This is a genomic window from Streptococcus sp. V728 (assembly GCF_052077995.1).
GTDB classification, from domain to species: domain Bacteria; phylum Bacillota; class Bacilli; order Lactobacillales; family Streptococcaceae; genus Streptococcus; species Streptococcus infantis_B.
In genome coordinates this window covers 739398-755514 of record NZ_JBQJJH010000002.1, presented here as the reverse complement: position 1 = coordinate 755514, position 16117 = coordinate 739398, and the positions used below count along the sequence as shown (strand labels likewise).

Sequence of the window (16117 nt, the reverse complement as noted above, 5' to 3'; positions counted from 1 at the left end):
TCTTTTTGTTTGTAGTTAGTAACGGAGAAAGGCTTCTCCGCCTGATCTGCTATTCAGAACTTTGGCTGAACAAGCCAGCTTCATCCATTTCCTGGATGAGATGCTTGAGTTCTGCTTCCTTGCCAGGTTTCACAGTTACGGTATCAATGTGCTTAATCGCCGAATTATCCTGGATATCCACCAAGGTCAACGCTTTTTCATAGAATGCGATTCCCTTTTTCATGCTTTCCGAATCCTTCAGAGTTAGACTTGTATAAGAAGAATGTGATTTTTTTCCGTTTTCTCGGAAATACTTCTCGCCTTCCTCCTCTAAAAATTGGGATAAACCATGATTGAATAAGTTGTCCTCTACTGAATGGTAGGAAATATCTCCTGTGTTTAGGACATAGACTTTGAGTCGGTTTTTAGTCAGGTTTGGACTTTCTTTTAGAACTGGGTGGCTATTGACAACATCATCAGAGAAAGTCACATAAAAATCTAAGCCTCCTCCCTCGTATTGATAGCTGCCATTTGATTCTACTTTCTCAGGAGGTAGGTCAAGGGAGATAAAGATTTGTTTTAAGGCTTCATTTCCTTTTCTGATGTCACTCGGTGAGGCCTTGAACAGATTGGCCAGTATTAAAAATGCCAGGGTTGCAAGAAGGCAGAGGCCACCAGAAATAATCAAGATGACTTTTAAAAATAGTTTCATTTTTAGTCCCTCCCTTTTCTGTTAGGAACTGGTAATCCAATGTGAATTTAAGGGGATATAAGAAAAGTTGGAAACTTTCTTTTTCTTAGTCTTCTTCAGTTTCTCGTAATTCTTTTATGACATCAAGTCTTGCTTGAAGGTCTTTTTCAAAGACTTTAAATTTGTAAGTGAGGTCTTCTTGGTATTCTTTGATGACTTCTTTTTGTTGATTGATAATTTGGAGACTATTTTGGATGACATCCAAATCATCTTTGATTGCTTCAACGCGATCAGTGGTATCTAAAACTTCTTCAGTGATAACTTCACGATTCTTAACGAGGAGGTAAGATCCGACTGCTGATCCAGCAAAAAGTAGTAAATTTGATAGTTTCATAGGAACTCCTTAAGCGTTTTTGATGGTTTCAGCGACTTGGGCAAGTTTGTCAAAGTCAGGTTCATGGGCGACAAAGTCAATTTTGAGGTCATCCTCGGCACCATAGCGAGGGACGAGGTGGACATGGGTATGAAAGACTGTTTGTCCAGCGACTTCTTCGCAGTTGGCAATGATATTCATACCATCAGCTTGGGTAGCTTTCATGATTTTTTGAGCAATGACTGGAATCTTAGCGAAGAGTTGGCTAGCGCTAGTGGCGTCCATTTCCAAAAGATTGCGATGGTGTTCTTTAGGAACAACTAAGGTATGACCAGGTGTTACTTGAGAAATATCAAGAAAGGCAAGGACTTGTTCATCTTCATAAACCTTTGATGCAGGGATTTCTCCTGCTAAAATCTTACAAAAAATACAATCTAACATAAAAACCACCTCTAGTGTATTGAATTTTGATATAATATAGCTACATTATACCAGATTCGGAGAAAATATGTTAGAAATTAAAAATCTGACAGGTGGCTATGTCCACGTCCCTGTCTTAAAGGATGTATCTTTTACTGTTGAAAGCGGGCAGTTGGTTGGTTTGATCGGCTTAAATGGTGCAGGTAAATCAACAACCATCAACGAAATTATTGGACTCTTGACTCCTTACAGTGGAAAGATAAGTATTGATGGATTGACTCTAGGAGAGGATGTTACGAACTATCGTAAGAAAATTGGCTACATCCCAGAAACTCCTAGTTTGTATGAAGAATTGACGCTCAGAGAACATATTGAGACGGTTGCTATGGCCTACGGTATTGAACAAACTATCGCTTTCGAACGTGTAGAACCGCTTTTAAAAATGTTTCGTTTGGCCCAGAAATTGGATTGGTTCCCGGTTCATTTTTCCAAAGGGATGAAGCAAAAGGTTATGATTATCTGTGCCTTTGTCGTAGATCCAAGTCTCTTTATCGTAGACGAGCCTTTCCTTGGCCTCGACCCCTTGGCGATTTCAGACTTGATTCAACTTCTAGAAGTGGAAAAGAAAAAAGGCAAGTCTATCCTTATGAGTACCCACGTCCTTGATTCAGCTGAAAAGATGTGTGACTCTTTTGTCATTCTCCACAAAGGTCAAGTTAGGGCTAAAGGAAATCTTGATCAACTCCGAGAAGCCTTTACCATGCCAGATGCAAGCCTTAATGATATCTATTTGGCTCTGACCAAAGAGGAGGAGCTATGAAAGACTTGTTTTTAAAACGAAAGCAGGAATTTCGCAAGGAATGTTTGGGCTACCTTCGTTATGTGCTCAATGATCATTTTGTTTTGTTTTTATTGGTGTTACTAGGTTTTTTGGCCTACCAGTACAATCAGTTATTGCAACATTTTCCTGAAAATCATTTGCCAATCCTAATTTTGATTGGGATTATATCTATTTTACTTTTGCTTTGGGGTGGTATTGCGACTTATCTAGAAGCTTCTGACAAACTCTTTCTCTTGGTGGCTGAAGAAAAAGTAAAAGAACATATAAAAAAGCAAAGTCTGATTTCTTTCATTTTTTGGATCAGTGTACAGACTCTCTTTTTGCTCTTGTTTGCCCCTTTATTTCTAGCCATGGGTCTTAGTTTACCGATTTTTGGAGTCTATCTCCTTGTTCTAGGGATTATAAAATACGTGATTTTTCGTCAAAAATCCAGCAAATTTTTCCTTGAAAACGGACTTAACTGGGATTACGTTATTGCTCAAGAGAGCAAACGCAAGCAGTTCTTACTTCGTTTCTTTGCCCTCTTTACCCAGGTCAAGGGGATTTCAAACAGCGTTAAGAGACGGGCTTATCTAGATTTTATCCTCAAAGGGGTTCAGAAAGTGCCGGGGAAAATCTGGCAGAATCTTTATCTCCGCTCCTATTTGAGAAATGGGGATTTATTCGCCCTTAGTCTGCGACTCTTAATCCTATCCTTATCAGCTCTCGCGTTCATTGAACAATCCTGGATTGCACTAGCGATTGTAATTTTATTCAATTATCTTTTATTGTTTCAGCTTCTAGCTCTCTATCATGCCTTTGATTATCAATATTTGACGCAATTATTCCCAGTAGGTAAGGGGCAAAAAGAGGGAGGTTTGAAGGAAATCTTGAGAGCAATTGGCATGTTTGCCCTAGCCTTGGAAAGTCTCTTAGGATTGCTTGTTTTCAAGGACAAAATTCTAGTTTTAGTCCTTGTGGGAGCAGGCCTTGTATTGCAATATCTTTATTTGCCATATCAACTGAGAAGATTGGTTGACGAATAGCATAAAAATTAGTAGAATAATAAGGAAACTTTATTCGGAGGAAAAAAATGGACTTGGGTGATATTGAGCTAACGCTAACCCCGATATCTGGGAAGAGTGGAAAAGCTTATATGGGGACTTATCCTGATGGAAAACGTGTTTTTATAAAAATGAATACTTCTCCAATCCTGCCTGGTTTAGCTAGAGAGCAAATTGCACCACAATTGCTCTGGAGCCGTCGTTTACCAGACGGCCGTGATATGTCCGCTCAGGAGTGGTTGGCAGGAAAAATTTTGACGCCAAGCGATATGAACCGTAAACAAATTATCGATATTTTGACACGTTTACACCGTTCACGTCCCTTAATGACCCAGTTGACACGCTTGGGATATGCGATGGAAACACCTTCGGATTTACTTCAGTCATGGATAAATAAGGCTCCTGATGCGTTGAAAAATAACCAGTATCTACGACTGGTCTTGAGTGATATGCGTGAAAATCTTCCTGGCTTCAGAGAAGATTATGCAACCATAGTCCATGGGGATGTTCGTCACAGCAATTGGTTTGAGACAGAGAGTGGCTTGATTTACTTGGTAGACTGGGATTCTGTTCGCTTGACGGATCGTATGTTTGATGTGGCCTATCTGCTTTGTCACTATATTCCAGAGTTTCAATGGCAAGAGTGGCTGACTAATTATGGATACAAGTACAATCAAACGGTTTTGAATAAGTTATATTGGTATGCTCAACTGTCCTTTTTGAGTCTGATTACCAAATACTATGAAAATCAAGATTTGGATAATGTAAATCGGGAGATCTATGCTTTGCGTACCTTCCGAGATAAGTATGGAAAGAAAAAATGAGAGTTAGAAATCGAAAAGGTGCAACTGAACTGTTAGAGGCCAATCCACAGTACGTTGTCTTAAACCCGGCAGAAGCTAAAGGCAAGTGGCGAGATTTATTTGGCAATGATAATCCAATCCATGTAGAGGTTGGTAGTGGGAAAGGTGCTTTTGTATCAGGAATGGCCAAACAAAACCCTGACATCAACTATATCGGAATTGATATTCAGAAATCTGTTTTAAGCTATGCTTTGGACAAGGTGCTAGAAGTTGGAGTTCCCAACATCAAACTCTTATGGGTTGATGGTTCAGAATTGACCAATTATTTTGAAGATGGCGAAATCGACCGCTTGTATTTGAATTTCTCGGATCCATGGCCTAAAAAACGACATGAAAAGCGTCGTTTGACCTACAAGAGCTTCTTGGATACCTTTAAGCGTATCTTGCCTGAACATGGTGAAATTCACTTCAAGACGGATAACCGTGGCTTGTTTGAGTATAGTTTAGTGAGTTTTTCTCAATATGGCATGAAGCTCAATGGCGTATGGCTTGATTTGCATGCTAGTGATTTTGAAGGAAATGTCATGACGGAATACGAGCAAAAGTTCTCAAGCAAGGGTCAAGTCATTTACCGAGTTGAAGCGGAATTTTAAGAAAAAGCTTGAATCCAAGCTATTTGGGTGCTTATACTTTACATTAGTACATAAAAGTGCTATACTAAAAGCAAGAATATAAGAAAGAGAGGCGGGGAGATATCTTCGCCTCTTGCTTATGAGGAGGTGGACGCAATCGCAACGATCGTTGAATTAGTCAGAGAAGTCGTAGAACCTGTCATTGAAGCTCCTTTCGAACTCGTAGATATCGAGTATGGAAAGATTGGCAGTGACATGATTCTTAGTATTTTTGTAGACAAGCCTGGAGGAATCACCTTGAATGATACAGCAGACTTGACTGAAATTATCAGTCCTGTCCTAGATACTATCAAGCCGGATCCCTTCCCAGAACAATATTTCCTAGAAATTACCAGTCCAGGATTGGAGCGTCCTTTGAAAACCAAGGAAGCAGTCGCTGGAGCGGTCGGGAAATACATCCATGTCGGGCTCTACCAAGCCATCGATAAGCAAAAGGTTTTTGAAGGAACCTTATTGTCCTTTGAAGAGGATGAATTGACAATGGAATATATGGATAAAACGCGCAAGAAAACAGTCCAAATTCCATATAACTTGGTATCAAAAGCACGTTTAGCAGTAAAATTATAGAAAAGAAAGGATAGCTTTTGAGAATTCAAAAGTAAAAAGAACATGAGTAAAGAAATGCTAGAGGCCTTCCGCATTTTGGAAGAAGACAAGGGAATCAAGAAAGAAGATATCATCGACGCAGTAGTAGAATCACTTCGTTCTGCTTATCGTAGACGCTATGGTCAATCAGATAGCGTAGCTATCGACTTCAACGAAAAAACAGGTGACTTTACAGTCTACACAGTTCGCGAAGTTGTTGATGAAGTATTTGATAGCCGTTTGGAAATCAGCTTGAAAGATGCTCTTGCCATTAATTCAGCCTATGAGCTTGGTGACAAAATCAAATTTGAAGAAGCACCAGGAGAGTTTGGTCGTGTAGCGGCTCAGTCTGCGAAACAAACCATCATGGAAAAAATGCGCAAGCAAACACGTGCCATTACCTATAATACATACAAAGAACATGAACAAGAAATCATGTCAGGTACAGTCGAACGTTTTGATAACCGATTCATTTATGTCAACCTTGGTAGCATCGAAGCCCAATTGTCAAAACAAGACCAAATTCCTGGAGAAGTTTTTGCTTCTCATGATCGTATCGAAGTCTATGTTTACAAAGTGGAAGATAACCCTCGTGGAGTTAACGTCTTTGTTAGCCGTAGCCATCCAGAAATGATTAAACGTTTGATGGAACAAGAAATTCCAGAAGTCTACGATGGTACTGTTGAGATTATGAGTGTAGCTCGTGAAGCGGGTGACCGTACCAAGGTTGCAGTTCGTAGTCACAATCCAAACGTGGATGCTATCGGAACAATCGTAGGACGCGGTGGTGCTAACATCAAGAAAATCACAAGCAAATTCCATCCAGCTCGTTACGATGCTAAGAGCGACCGCATGGTACCTGTAGAAGAAAACATCGATGTAATCGAGTGGGTAGCAGATCCAGCTGAATTTATTTACAATGCTATTGCTCCTGCAGAAGTTGATCAAGTTATCTTTGATGAAAATGATAGCAAGCGTGCCTTGGTCGTCGTGCCAGATAACAAACTATCTCTTGCAATCGGTCGTCGTGGGCAAAACGTTCGCTTGGCAGCTCACTTGACTGGATACCGCATTGATATCAAGTCAGCTAGTGAGTTTGAAGCGATGGAAGAAGCTGATCAAGTTGATTACGCAACAACAGAAGAGTATATTGAAGAATAAGATTGCTAGAGGAGGGAAAGATGAAAACAAGAAAAATCCCTTTGCGCAAGTCTGTTGTTTCCAACGAAGTAATTGATAAGCGAGATTTACTCCGTATTGTCAAGAACAAAGAAGGCGAAGTCTTTATCGATCCGACAGGCAAGGCTAATGGCCGTGGCGCTTATATCAAGCTAGACAATGCAGAAGCCCTAGAGGCTAAAAAGAAAAAAGTCTTTAACCGTAGCTTTAATATGGAAGTTGAAGAAAGCTTTTATGACGAGTTGATCGCCTATGTTGATCACAAAGTAAAAAGAAGAGAGTTAGGACTTGAATAAGCAAAGAGTAGGTAATCTCTTGGGATTGGCTCAACGAGCAGGGAAAATTATCTCGGGTGAAGAAATGGTTGTCAAAGCCATTCAGGAACAGAAAGCTAAGCTGGTATTTCTAGCACATGATGCTGCTCCCAACCTGACCAAGAAGATTCAAGATAAAAGTCACTATTATCAAGTAGAAGTTGTAACCGTGTTTTCAACACTGGAATTAAGCATAGCAGTTGGAAAATCAAGAAAGGTTTTAGCTGTGACAGATGCTGGATTTACAAAGAAAATGAGGTCTCTTATGGAATAGAAGAGGAGGACATGATTTGTCTAAGAAAAGATTGTACGAAATCGCAAAAGAACTTGGAAAAGAAAGTAAGGAAGTTGTAGCGCGTGCAAAAGAGTTGGGCTTGGAGGTGAAGAGCCACTCGTCAAGCGTTGAAGCTGATGCTGCTGAAAAAATCGTTGCTAGCTTTAAGCCTGCTGCTCCTAAAGCAGAAGCAAAACCTGTAGCACCAAAAGCAAGTGAAGCGAAGGTAGAAAAGAATTCTGAAACACCAGTAGCTCCTAAGGAAGAAAAAGTAGTAGCTGCTAGACCACAAAGCCGAAACTTCAAGGCAGAGCGTGAAGCTCGTGCAAAAGAGCAAGCAGAGCGACGCAAGCAAAATAAGGGAAACAACCGCGACCAACAACAAAACGGGAACCGTCAAAAGAATGACAACCGTAATGGTGGAAAACCAGGTCAAGGGAACCGCGACAATCGTCGTTTTAATGATCAAGCCAAGAAACAGCAAGGTCAAGGAAATCGTGGGAACGATCGCCGCCAACAAGCGGACAATCGTCCGAACCAAGCTGGCCCACGTATTGATTTCAAGGCTCGTGCAGCAGCCCTGAAGGCGGAGCAAAATGCCGAATACGCACGTTCAAGCGAGGAACGCTTCAAACAGTCACAAGCAGCTAAAGAAGCTTTGGCTCAAGCTAATAAACGCAAAGAACCAGAGGAAATCTTTGAAGAAGCTGCTAAGCTAGCTGAACAAACTCAGCAAGCGGTTGAAGTAGCTCCTGTAGTCAAAGAGCCTGTAGTGGATACACGTCGTAAAAAACAAGCCCGACCAGACAAAGATCGTGATGATTACGATCGTGAAGAAGATGGTCCTAGAAAACAACAAAAGAATCGAAGTAGTCAGAATCAAGTGAGAAATCAAAGAAATAGTAACTGGAATAACAATAAGAAAAATAAAAAAGGTAACAAACAAAACAACCGTAACCAGGCTCCAAAACCTGTTACAGAGCGTAAATTCCATGAATTGCCAACAGAATTTGAATATACAGATGGTATGACTGTTGCGGAAATCGCAAAACGTATCAAACGTGAACCAGCTGAGATTGTTAAGAAACTATTTATGATGGGCGTAATGGCCACTCAAAACCAATCTCTGGATGGAGAAACAATTGAACTCCTTATGGTTGATTACGGAATTGAAGCTAAACAAAAGGTTGAAGTGGATAATGCTGATATCGAACGCTTCTTCGTGGAAGATGGATACCTCAATGAAGATGAGTTGGTTGAGCGTCCACCAGTTGTAACCATCATGGGACACGTTGACCATGGTAAAACAACACTTTTGGATACTCTACGTAATTCACGTGTTGCTACAGGAGAAGCAGGTGGTATCACTCAGCATATCGGTGCCTACCAGATCGAAGAAAATGGTAAGAAGATTACCTTCCTCGATACACCAGGACACGCGGCCTTTACTTCTATGCGTGCACGTGGTGCCTCTGTTACTGATATTACCATCTTGGTCGTAGCGGCAGATGACGGGGTTATGCCTCAAACTATCGAAGCTATCAACCACTCAAAAGCGGCTAATGTTCCAATCATCGTTGCCATTAACAAGATTGATAAACCAGGTGCCAATCCAGAACGTGTAATCGGTGAATTGGCTGAACACGGTGTTATGTCAACTGCTTGGGGTGGAGATTCTGAGTTTGTAGAAATCTCAGCCAAATTCAACCAAAATATCGATGAACTCTTGGAAACTGTCCTTCTTGTGGCTGAAATCCAAGAACTTAAAGCAGATCCGACAGTTCGTGCCATCGGTACTGTTATCGAAGCGCGCTTGGATAAAGGAAAAGGTGCGGTTGCAACCCTCCTTGTACAACAAGGTACTTTGAACGTTCAAGACCCAATCGTTGTCGGAAATACCTTCGGTCGTGTACGTGCCATGACCAATGACCTTGGACGTCGTGTGAAGGTGGCTGGACCATCTACTCCGGTTTCTATCACAGGTTTGAACGAAACGCCAATGGCAGGTGACCACTTTGCCGTATACGAAGATGAAAAATCTGCTCGTGCAGCTGGTGAAGAACGTGCTAAACGTGCTCTTATGAAGCAACGTCAAGCTACTCAACGTGTCAGCCTAGAAAATCTATTTGACACTCTTAAAGCTGGTGAACTTAAATCTGTTAACGTCATCATCAAAGCTGACGTACAAGGTTCTGTTGAAGCTCTTGATGCTTCCCTTCAAAAGATTGATGTGGAAGGTGTAAAAGTTACCATCGTTCACTCAGCAGTTGGTGCGATCAATGAATCTGACGTCACCCTTGCCGAAGCTTCAAATGCCTTTATCATTGGTTTCAACGTACGCCCTACACCACAAGCTCGTCAACAAGCAGAAGCAGACGATGTAGAAATCCGTCTCCACAGCATTATCTACAAGGTTATCGAAGAGATGGAAGAAGCTATGAAAGGGATGCTTGATCCAGAATTCGAAGAAAAAGTTATCGGTGAAGCAATCATCCGTGAAACCTTCAAAGTATCTAAAGTCGGAACAATCGGTGGATTTATGGTTACTAGCGGTAAAGTTACTCGTGACTCTAAAGTTCGTGTTATTCGTGACGGAGTCGTTATCTACGATGGTGAACTTGCAAGCTTGAAACACTATAAAGATGATGTCAAAGAAGTTACAAACGGCCGTGAAGGTGGTCTCATGATTGATGGCTACAATGATATCAAGACAGATGATGTGATTGAGGCATACATCATGGAAGAAATTAAGAGATAATAGAGAAACGATAGCCAATTTGACTCGTCGTCAACAACGCCTTGATGAACCCTTAGTTCTATCTAAGGCTTGTTTCCTAGATTCAAATGGCTCTAGTTCCTCTATCTAATAAAAATAGCTAGGTCTGCTGGCCTAGCTTTTGGTTCAATAGAGAGGAAGGAATAGCATGGGAAATCATTTCCGTACGGACCGTGTGGGCATGGAAATCAAGCGTGAAGTCAATGAGATTTTACAAAAGAAAGTCCGTGATCCACGTGTCCAAGGAGTGACCATCACAGATGTTCAGATGCTAGGTGACTTATCTGTAGCTAAGGTCTACTATACTATTTTGAGTAACCTTGCCTCAGATAATCAAAAAGCTCAAATCGGACTTGAAAAAGCAACCGGAACCATCAAACGTGAACTTGGTCGTAATTTGAAATTGTATAAAATTCCAGACTTAACTTTCGTTAAAGACGAATCCATCGAGTATGGAAACAAGATTGACGAGATGCTACGCAATCTGGATAAGAACTAAGAAAGAGGGGGAACCCTCTTTTTTGTTTTATAAACGAGGACTCTGCTTTACTAAAAGCTTATCAAGAAAAAATGAGTTCAGAAAATTTCTTTTCTAGAATAAATGTGATATGATATAGTTCAAAATTGATAGAAGAAGAGAAAAAAAACAAGATGTCTAAACAAGATGTAGCTTTGCAAGTATTGCAACAAGTTGTAAAGCTTCCTGTCGTGAAAGTAAATAGAGAAAAATTTTTAGTTGAGAAGTTTTCTAAAGAATTAGATAAGAAGGATATTGCCAAATTGTTAGAACAAGGTCCTCCTTCATTATTACCCCAGGAAACCTTAGATAGGGTAGCCAGGTCCTGCATAAAGGATAATGTTTTACGAGCAAGTGGAACATCTGTTCTAGCAGGTCTACCTGGAGGTATTCTAATGGCGCTTACTATTCCAACGGATGTAGCTCAGTTTTATGCTTTTTCCTTGAAATTAGCCCAAGAATTGGGATATATTTATGGATTTAATGATCTTTGGGCGTCAAGAAATGACTTAAGTGAAGAAGCTAAAAACACACTATTACTTTATTTAGGGGTCATGCTTGGGGTAAACGGAGCGGGTGCCTTGCTTCGTTCTGGTGGTGTTACAGTCGCTAAACATGTAATGACCACAGTACCTCAGAAAGCCGTAGGCAAGGCTGGCTGGTACCCTATTTTAAAAAAGGTTATGAAAATTTTTGGGGTTACTCTTACAAGGAGAGGCTTGGCAAAGGGAATGGGAAAAGCGATTCCTATTCTAGGTGGGGTTATTTCAGGGGGATTAACCTATGCGACTATGAAACCCATGGGTGAAAGATTACAAAAAGAATTATCCAAATTAGTTAACTATTCTGAAGTGCAATATCAAAATGATATGGCAATTATCCGAAAAGAGGCTGAAGCAATCGAAGCTGACTGATATTAAGAAACTAGCAAGTCTTGTGTTGCTAGTTTTTTTAATCCCATTCCTTATGGTATAATAAAAACAGTTAAATGATTAGAAATAGACTCATGGAGGTTCTCATGGACAATATAATCGATGTATCAATTCCAGTTGCTGAAGTGGTAGACAAGCATCCAGAAGTTTTGGAAATCCTTGTAGAGCTTGGTTTCAAACCACTAGCCAATCCCTTGATGCGAAATACGGTTGGGCGTAAAGTATCGCTTAAACAAGGCTCAAAACTTGAGGGAACTCCTATGGATAAGATTGTACGAACCCTTGAAGCAAATGGTTACGAAGTGATTGGATTAGACTAATGACAGATGAACGTATTCATATCCTTCGGGATATTTTATTAGAATTGCATAATGGAGCCTCTCCAGAGTCCGTTCAAGAACGCTTTGATGCGACCTTTACAGGTGTATCTGCTATTGAGATTTCCCTTATGGAGCACGAGTTGATGAACTCTGACTCAGGCGTAACCTTTGAAGATGTCATGGAGCTCTGTGATGTCCATGCCAATCTTTTTAAAAATGCTGTGAAGGGCGTCGAAGTTGAGGATACCGAGCATCCTGGTCACCCTGTGCGAGTCTTTAAGGATGAAAATCTAGCTCTCCGTGCTGCCTTGATTCGGGTCCGTAGATTGCTCTCGACTTATGAATCTGTGGACGACGAGGAAATGCTGGCGGAGATGCGTAAGGGTTTGGTGCGTCAGATGGGGCTTGTTGGTCAATTTGATATTCACTACCAGCGCAAGGAAGAGCTCTTCTTTCCTGTCATGGAACGTTATGGCCATGATTCACCTCCCAAAGTTATGTGGGGAGTGGATGATCAGATTAGGGAGCTCTTTCAAACAGCTTTAGTGGCAGCTAAGTCGCTCCCAGAAGTGCCAATTTCCGCTGTAAAGGAAGCTTTTGAAGCTTTTGCAACAGAGTTTGAAAGTATGATTTTTAAGGAAGAATCAATCCTTCTCATGATTCTGCTCGAATCCTTTACCCAGGATGACTGGATTCAGATTGCTGAGGAAAGTGATGCTTATGGCTATGCTATTATCCGTCCGTCTGAGAAATGGGTTCCTGAACGTCAAAGTTTTGTTGAGGAAAAAAGTGTAGAAGAACCAATTCAGCCAGAAACTGTAGATGGACAAGTTCAGCAAGTGATTAATACGCCAGAAGGGCAGTTTACTATTACCTTTACACCTAAGGAAAAGGAAGCAGTGCTAGACCGTAATAGCCAACAGGCTTTTGGCAACGGTTATCTCTCGGTTGAACAAGCCAATCTTATCCTTAATCACCTGCCTATGGAGATTACCTTTGTTAATAAGGATGATATCTTCCAGTATTATAACGATAATACACCAGCAGATGAGATGATTTTCAAGCGGACACCATCCCAAGTCGGGCGAAATGTTGAGCTTTGTCACCCACCCAAGTACCTAGACAAGGTAAAGGCCATTATGAAAGGTCTTCGTGAGGGGGAAAAAGACAAGTATGAGATGTGGTTCAAGTCGGAGTCACGGGGCAAGTTTGTCCATATCACCTATGCTGCGGTACACGATGAAGACGGAGAGTTTCAAGGAGTCTTGGAGTATGTTCAGGATATCCAGCCTTACCGTGAGATTGATACAGACTACTATCGAGGAATAGAATAAGGAGAGACAATGAGTTACGAACAAGAATTTATGAAAGAATTTGAAGCTTGGGTCAATACCCAAATCATGATTAACGATATGGCCTTCAAAGAAAGCCAAAAAGTCTATGAAGAAGATCAAGATGAGCGTGCTAAAGATGCCATGATTCGCTACGAAAGTCGCTTGGATGCCTATCAGTTCTTACTTGGTAAGTTTGAAAATTTCAAGGCAGGCAAGGGGTTCCATGAATTGCCAGAAGATTTATTTGGTGAGAGACATTATTAAAATTTAGGAATTAGAAAAGGGAGTTCAACTCCCTTTTTCATTGTTCCTAGAACCTTTTTGTGTTACAATGTTAGCATGAAAACGAAAAATATCATTAAAACAAGTTTGGCATTAGTAGGTCTTGGAGCACTTGCTTTTGGAGCAAAGAAAGTAGCTGATGAGCACAAGCTCATGAAGACGCAGGAAGAGTTGACTGCGATTGTGCGTGACTACTTTTCAGATATGGGTGAAATCGCGACTATCTATGTTCAAGTATACGAAAGCAGCCTAGAACGTCTCGTTGGCGGTGTCATTTTTGAGGATGATCGTCACTATACCTTTGTCTATGAAGATGAAGATATCATCTACGAGGAGGAAGTCTTATGATTTCTCCTAAGAGTTTAGAAGAATTAGCGGATTTAGTAGAGCAGGATGGCAAGAAGGTCTTCCTTTTTGTTGCGGATTGGTGTGGCGATTGCCGTTATATCTATCCTGCCTTGCCAGAGATTGAAGCGGCAAATCCAGAGTTCACTTTTATACGGGTAGACCGTGATGAGTACATGGAACTTGCTAAACTTTGGGATGTATACGGGATTCCAAGTCTTGTTGTTTTAGACAAGGACAAGGAGATTGGACGTTTTGTCAATCGTGATCGTAAAACCAAGGGGCAAATCAATGACTTTTTAGCAGGTTTGAAATAGGAGAAAAGAATGATTTTTACATACAATAAAGAATATGTAGGCGATGTCCTTATGGTCATCGTGAAAAACAGTGGTGACGCCAAGCTAGATGCTGAGCGTAAAGGCAATATTGCCCGTGTTTTTCTAAAGGAAACTGGTGAAACTGTCGCTTGGAATATTTTTGAAGTTTCTAGCTTGTTTGAGATTGAGAATCGTGGTCAAGTATTTCTAACAGACGACCAAGTGGCTCGTTTGAATCAAGAACTACAGGCTCAAGGATTTACTGAAGAAATCATCAATGACAAGGAACCAAAATTTGTCGTTGGAGAAATTGTAGAGATGGTTGCACATCCAGATAGTGACCATTTGAATATCTGCCAAGTTGCTGTTGGAAATGACAAAACAGTACAAATCGTGGCGGGTGCTCCTAATGCGCGTGTCGGCTTGAAAACCATTGTAGCTCTTCCAGGTGCGATGATGCCAAAAGGCAATCTTATTTTTCCAGGGGAACTTCGTGGTGAAAAGAGTTTTGGGATGATGTGTAGTCCTCGTGAACTTGCCTTACCAAATGCTCCGCAAAAGCGTGGTGTTATTGAATTGTCAGAAGACCAAGTTGTTGGAACTCCATTCGATCCGGCTAAACACTGGACAGTTTAATTGGTAACGAGTATCTATTAAACTAGATAGGAGAAAGTAAGATGGCAAAAAATGTAGTGATTACAGGTGCAACATCAGGTATTGGTGAAGCAATTGCGCGTGCCTATCTAGAAAAAGGTGAAAATATTGTTCTCACAGGACGTCGAATAGAAAGACTTGAAGCTCTAAAAGCAGAGTTTGCAGAAGCCTTTCCGAATCAAAATGTTTGGACCTTTCCGCTAGATGTAACCGATATGACAATGGTTAAAACGGTTTGTTCAGATATTCTTGGAGCAGTAGGTTCGATTGATGTATTAGTTAATAACGCTGGACTTGCTTTAGGCTTAGCTCCATATCAGGACTATGAGGAGTTGGATATGTTGACCATGCTAGATACCAATGCCAAGGGCTTAATGGCGGTTACGCGTTGCTTCTTGCCTTCCATGGTTGCAGCCAATCAAGGTCATATCATTAATATGGGTTCAACTGCAGGTATTTACGCCTATGCGGGTGCAGCAGTCTATTCAGCAACCAAGGCTGCAGTCAAAACTTTTTCGGATGGCTTAAGGATTGATACCATTGCTACAGATATCAAGGTGACCACTATTCAACCTGGAATTGTAGAGACGGATTTTTCTAAGGTACGTTTTCATGGAGATGAAGCACGGGCTGCGACTGTTTACCAGGGGCTTGAGGCCTTGCAAGCGCAAGATATCGCTGATGCAGTAGTTTATGTGACCAGTCAACCACGTCGTGTACAAATCACAGATATGACAATCATGGCTAATCAACAAGCTACTGGGTTTACGATTCACAGAGATTAATATTATTTTAAAAAAAGTTACAAATGTTGTAACTTTTTTCGATTTCCTTCGAATAGATAAGTAGGAGGATGAAAAATGTATAATAAAGTTATTCTTATTGGAAGAATCGTTGCAACACCAGAATTGCACAAAACCAACAACGACAAGTCTGTGGCTCGTGCGACGATTGCTATTAACCGTCGTTTCAAGGACCAGAATGGGGAACGCGAAGCTGACTTCATCAATATTGTCGTCTGGGGCAAACTGGCTGAAACCTTGGCTAGCTACGCGACTAAAGGCAGTCTCATTTCTGTCGATGGGGAGCTCCGTACCCGTAAGTTTGAGAAGAATGGTCAGACCAACTATGTGACCGAAGTTCTCGCTACAGGCTTCCAACTTTTGGAAAGTCGTGCTCAACGTGCTATGCGTGAAAATAATGCTGGTCAAGACTTAGCAGATCTGGTTTTGGAAGAGGAGGAGCTTCCTTTCTAGAATCAATTATAGAAAAAAGCTGGTTCGTTTATAGACTGGCTTTTTCTATTGTTTCTAGTTTTATTGTTCGGAAATTACTTCTTAAAATAGGTCAAATAAATGTCCTTGTACAATAAAATCAAGCATTTTTTTTGAAAAAGTAGTAGAATAAAGTAATATATATTCAAAATTTTCAGAAAAGGAATGAAAT

Annotated in this window: 22 protein-coding genes; 19 read left to right on the top strand and 3 right to left on the bottom strand. The window is 40.9% G+C overall.

Annotated elements, in window-relative coordinates:
- Positions 1 to 49: 49 nt before the first annotated feature.
- The 3 genes from ACTO1Y_RS05045 to ACTO1Y_RS05035 all read right to left on the bottom strand — a co-directional run bounded on the left by ACTO1Y_RS05045 (position 50) and on the right by ACTO1Y_RS05035 (position 1484).
- Entirely contained in the window at positions 50 to 691 is a 642-nt protein-coding gene (locus ACTO1Y_RS05045; RefSeq protein ID WP_441348554.1) for a hypothetical protein, read from the bottom strand.
- 85 nt (positions 692 to 776) lie between these two features.
- Positions 777 to 1064 carry a hypothetical protein gene (locus ACTO1Y_RS05040; protein WP_254726550.1) on the bottom strand — a complete coding sequence of 96 codons (288 nt, stop codon included), beginning with the start codon at positions 1062 to 1064 and terminating at the stop codon, positions 777 to 779.
- Between the two features lie 9 nt (positions 1065 to 1073).
- Positions 1074 to 1484 carry an HIT family protein gene (locus ACTO1Y_RS05035; protein WP_441348553.1) on the bottom strand — a complete coding sequence of 137 codons (411 nt, stop codon included), beginning with the start codon at positions 1482 to 1484 and terminating at the stop codon, positions 1074 to 1076.
- 67 nt (positions 1485 to 1551) lie between these two features.
- On the opposite strand from ACTO1Y_RS05035, the gene ACTO1Y_RS05030 reads away from it, so the two are divergent.
- The 19 genes from ACTO1Y_RS05030 (at position 1552) to ACTO1Y_RS04940 (ending at position 15927) form a co-directional block, all read left to right on the top strand.
- Positions 1552 to 2283 carry an ABC transporter ATP-binding protein gene (locus ACTO1Y_RS05030; protein ID WP_441348552.1) on the top strand — a complete coding sequence of 244 codons (732 nt, stop codon included), beginning with the start codon at positions 1552 to 1554 and terminating at the stop codon, positions 2281 to 2283.
- A complete protein-coding gene (locus tag ACTO1Y_RS05025) occupies positions 2280 to 3329 on the top strand; it encodes an ABC transporter permease (RefSeq protein WP_441348551.1) in 1050 nt (349 codons plus the stop codon). The genes ACTO1Y_RS05030 and ACTO1Y_RS05025 overlap by 4 nt, the downstream gene beginning before the upstream one ends.
- Before the next feature lie 47 nt (positions 3330 to 3376).
- Positions 3377 to 4171 (top strand): cell cycle regulator CcrZ, encoded by a 795-nt coding sequence (gene ccrZ, locus ACTO1Y_RS05020; protein ID WP_441348550.1) that lies wholly within the window; start codon positions 3377 to 3379, stop codon positions 4169 to 4171.
- A complete protein-coding gene (gene trmB, locus ACTO1Y_RS05015) occupies positions 4168 to 4803 on the top strand; it encodes a tRNA (guanosine(46)-N7)-methyltransferase TrmB (protein ID WP_235083779.1) in 636 nt (211 codons plus the stop codon). The genes ccrZ and trmB overlap by 4 nt, the downstream gene beginning before the upstream one ends.
- A gap of 126 nt (positions 4804 to 4929) precedes the next feature.
- Positions 4930 to 5409 carry a ribosome maturation factor RimP gene (gene rimP, locus ACTO1Y_RS05010; protein WP_254726543.1) on the top strand — a complete coding sequence of 160 codons (480 nt, stop codon included), beginning with the start codon at positions 4930 to 4932 and terminating at the stop codon, positions 5407 to 5409.
- Positions 5410 to 5451: 42 nt separating this feature from the next.
- Positions 5452 to 6588, top strand: a complete 1137-nt coding sequence (gene nusA / locus ACTO1Y_RS05005) for a transcription termination factor NusA (protein WP_441348549.1) — start codon at positions 5452 to 5454, stop codon at positions 6586 to 6588.
- Positions 6589 to 6608: 20 nt separating this feature from the next.
- The gene (gene rnpM / locus ACTO1Y_RS05000; protein ID WP_006144965.1) at positions 6609 to 6902 is read left to right on the top strand and encodes an RNase P modulator RnpM; all 294 of its coding nucleotides are present in this window, start codon (positions 6609 to 6611) and stop codon (positions 6900 to 6902) included.
- A complete protein-coding gene (locus ACTO1Y_RS04995) occupies positions 6895 to 7194 on the top strand; it encodes a YlxQ-related RNA-binding protein (protein WP_303943518.1) in 300 nt (99 codons plus the stop codon). Before rnpM ends, ACTO1Y_RS04995 begins: the two co-directional genes overlap by 8 nt.
- Before the next feature lie 16 nt (positions 7195 to 7210).
- Positions 7211 to 9952, top strand: a complete 2742-nt coding sequence (gene infB, locus ACTO1Y_RS04990; RefSeq protein ID WP_441348548.1) for a translation initiation factor IF-2 — start codon at positions 7211 to 7213, stop codon at positions 9950 to 9952.
- A gap of 166 nt (positions 9953 to 10118) precedes the next feature.
- Positions 10119 to 10469, top strand: coding sequence for a 30S ribosome-binding factor RbfA (gene rbfA, locus ACTO1Y_RS04985; RefSeq protein WP_006150303.1), 351 nt, complete (start codon positions 10119 to 10121; stop codon positions 10467 to 10469).
- Positions 10470 to 10621: 152 nt separating this feature from the next.
- A complete protein-coding gene (locus tag ACTO1Y_RS04980) occupies positions 10622 to 11401 on the top strand; it encodes a hypothetical protein (RefSeq protein ID WP_441348621.1) in 780 nt (259 codons plus the stop codon).
- 104 nt (positions 11402 to 11505) lie between these two features.
- On the top strand, positions 11506 to 11739 hold the full coding sequence (locus tag ACTO1Y_RS04975; protein ID WP_000368739.1) for a DUF1858 domain-containing protein: 234 nt from the start codon (positions 11506 to 11508) through the stop codon (positions 11737 to 11739).
- Positions 11739 to 13073, top strand: a complete 1335-nt coding sequence (locus ACTO1Y_RS04970; RefSeq protein ID WP_441348547.1) for a DUF438 domain-containing protein — start codon at positions 11739 to 11741, stop codon at positions 13071 to 13073. The genes ACTO1Y_RS04975 and ACTO1Y_RS04970 overlap by 1 nt, the downstream gene beginning before the upstream one ends.
- A 9-nt stretch (positions 13074 to 13082) precedes the next feature.
- On the top strand, positions 13083 to 13337 hold the full coding sequence (locus ACTO1Y_RS04965; RefSeq protein ID WP_016466781.1) for a DUF1912 family protein: 255 nt from the start codon (positions 13083 to 13085) through the stop codon (positions 13335 to 13337).
- A 75-nt stretch (positions 13338 to 13412) separates the two neighbouring features.
- Positions 13413 to 13703, top strand: coding sequence for a DUF4651 domain-containing protein (locus ACTO1Y_RS04960; RefSeq protein ID WP_441348546.1), 291 nt, complete (start codon positions 13413 to 13415; stop codon positions 13701 to 13703).
- Positions 13700 to 14017, top strand: coding sequence for a thioredoxin family protein (locus ACTO1Y_RS04955; RefSeq protein WP_441348545.1), 318 nt, complete (start codon positions 13700 to 13702; stop codon positions 14015 to 14017). The genes ACTO1Y_RS04960 and ACTO1Y_RS04955 overlap by 4 nt, the downstream gene beginning before the upstream one ends.
- A 9-nt stretch (positions 14018 to 14026) precedes the next feature.
- Positions 14027 to 14653: a YtpR family tRNA-binding protein gene (ytpR, locus tag ACTO1Y_RS04950; RefSeq protein ID WP_303943511.1), complete on the top strand. Its 627-nt coding sequence runs from the start codon at positions 14027 to 14029 to the stop codon at positions 14651 to 14653.
- 41 nt (positions 14654 to 14694) lie between these two features.
- Positions 14695 to 15456, top strand: a complete 762-nt coding sequence (locus ACTO1Y_RS04945) for an SDR family NAD(P)-dependent oxidoreductase (protein WP_024053718.1) — start codon at positions 14695 to 14697, stop codon at positions 15454 to 15456.
- A 75-nt stretch (positions 15457 to 15531) separates the two neighbouring features.
- Positions 15532 to 15927 carry a single-stranded DNA-binding protein gene (locus ACTO1Y_RS04940; protein ID WP_006151850.1) on the top strand — a complete coding sequence of 132 codons (396 nt, stop codon included), beginning with the start codon at positions 15532 to 15534 and terminating at the stop codon, positions 15925 to 15927.
- The last annotated feature ends 190 nt before the right edge of the window (positions 15928 to 16117 follow it).

Excerpts from the sequence above, each read along its gene's own strand:
- ACTO1Y_RS05045 (WP_441348554.1), bottom strand. The coding sequence starts at position 691 with ATGAAACTATTTTTAAAAGTCATCTTGATTATTTCTGGTGGCCTCTGC.
- ACTO1Y_RS05040 (WP_254726550.1), bottom strand. The coding sequence starts at position 1,064 with ATGAAACTATCAAATTTACTACTTTTTGCTGGATCAGCAGTCGGATCT.
- ACTO1Y_RS05035 (WP_441348553.1), bottom strand. The coding sequence starts at position 1,484 with ATGTTAGATTGTATTTTTTGTAAGATTTTAGCAGGAGAAATCCCTGCA.
- ACTO1Y_RS05030 (WP_441348552.1), top strand. The coding sequence starts at position 1,552 with ATGTTAGAAATTAAAAATCTGACAGGTGGCTATGTCCACGTCCCTGTC.
- ACTO1Y_RS05025 (WP_441348551.1), top strand. The coding sequence starts at position 2,280 with ATGAAAGACTTGTTTTTAAAACGAAAGCAGGAATTTCGCAAGGAATGT.
- ccrZ (WP_441348550.1), top strand. The coding sequence starts at position 3,377 with ATGGACTTGGGTGATATTGAGCTAACGCTAACCCCGATATCTGGGAAG.
- trmB (WP_235083779.1), top strand. The coding sequence starts at position 4,168 with ATGAGAGTTAGAAATCGAAAAGGTGCAACTGAACTGTTAGAGGCCAAT.
- nusA (WP_441348549.1), top strand. The coding sequence starts at position 5,452 with ATGAGTAAAGAAATGCTAGAGGCCTTCCGCATTTTGGAAGAAGACAAG.
- rnpM (WP_006144965.1), top strand. The coding sequence starts at position 6,609 with ATGAAAACAAGAAAAATCCCTTTGCGCAAGTCTGTTGTTTCCAACGAA.
- rbfA (WP_006150303.1), top strand. The coding sequence starts at position 10,119 with ATGGGAAATCATTTCCGTACGGACCGTGTGGGCATGGAAATCAAGCGT.
- ACTO1Y_RS04980 (WP_441348621.1), top strand. The coding sequence starts at position 10,622 with ATGTCTAAACAAGATGTAGCTTTGCAAGTATTGCAACAAGTTGTAAAG.
- ACTO1Y_RS04975 (WP_000368739.1), top strand. The coding sequence starts at position 11,506 with ATGGACAATATAATCGATGTATCAATTCCAGTTGCTGAAGTGGTAGAC.
- ACTO1Y_RS04970 (WP_441348547.1), top strand. The coding sequence starts at position 11,739 with ATGACAGATGAACGTATTCATATCCTTCGGGATATTTTATTAGAATTG.
- ACTO1Y_RS04965 (WP_016466781.1), top strand. The coding sequence starts at position 13,083 with ATGAGTTACGAACAAGAATTTATGAAAGAATTTGAAGCTTGGGTCAAT.
- ACTO1Y_RS04960 (WP_441348546.1), top strand. The coding sequence starts at position 13,413 with ATGAAAACGAAAAATATCATTAAAACAAGTTTGGCATTAGTAGGTCTT.
- ACTO1Y_RS04955 (WP_441348545.1), top strand. The coding sequence starts at position 13,700 with ATGATTTCTCCTAAGAGTTTAGAAGAATTAGCGGATTTAGTAGAGCAG.
- ytpR (WP_303943511.1), top strand. The coding sequence starts at position 14,027 with ATGATTTTTACATACAATAAAGAATATGTAGGCGATGTCCTTATGGTC.
- ACTO1Y_RS04945 (WP_024053718.1), top strand. The coding sequence starts at position 14,695 with ATGGCAAAAAATGTAGTGATTACAGGTGCAACATCAGGTATTGGTGAA.
- ACTO1Y_RS04940 (WP_006151850.1), top strand. The coding sequence starts at position 15,532 with ATGTATAATAAAGTTATTCTTATTGGAAGAATCGTTGCAACACCAGAA.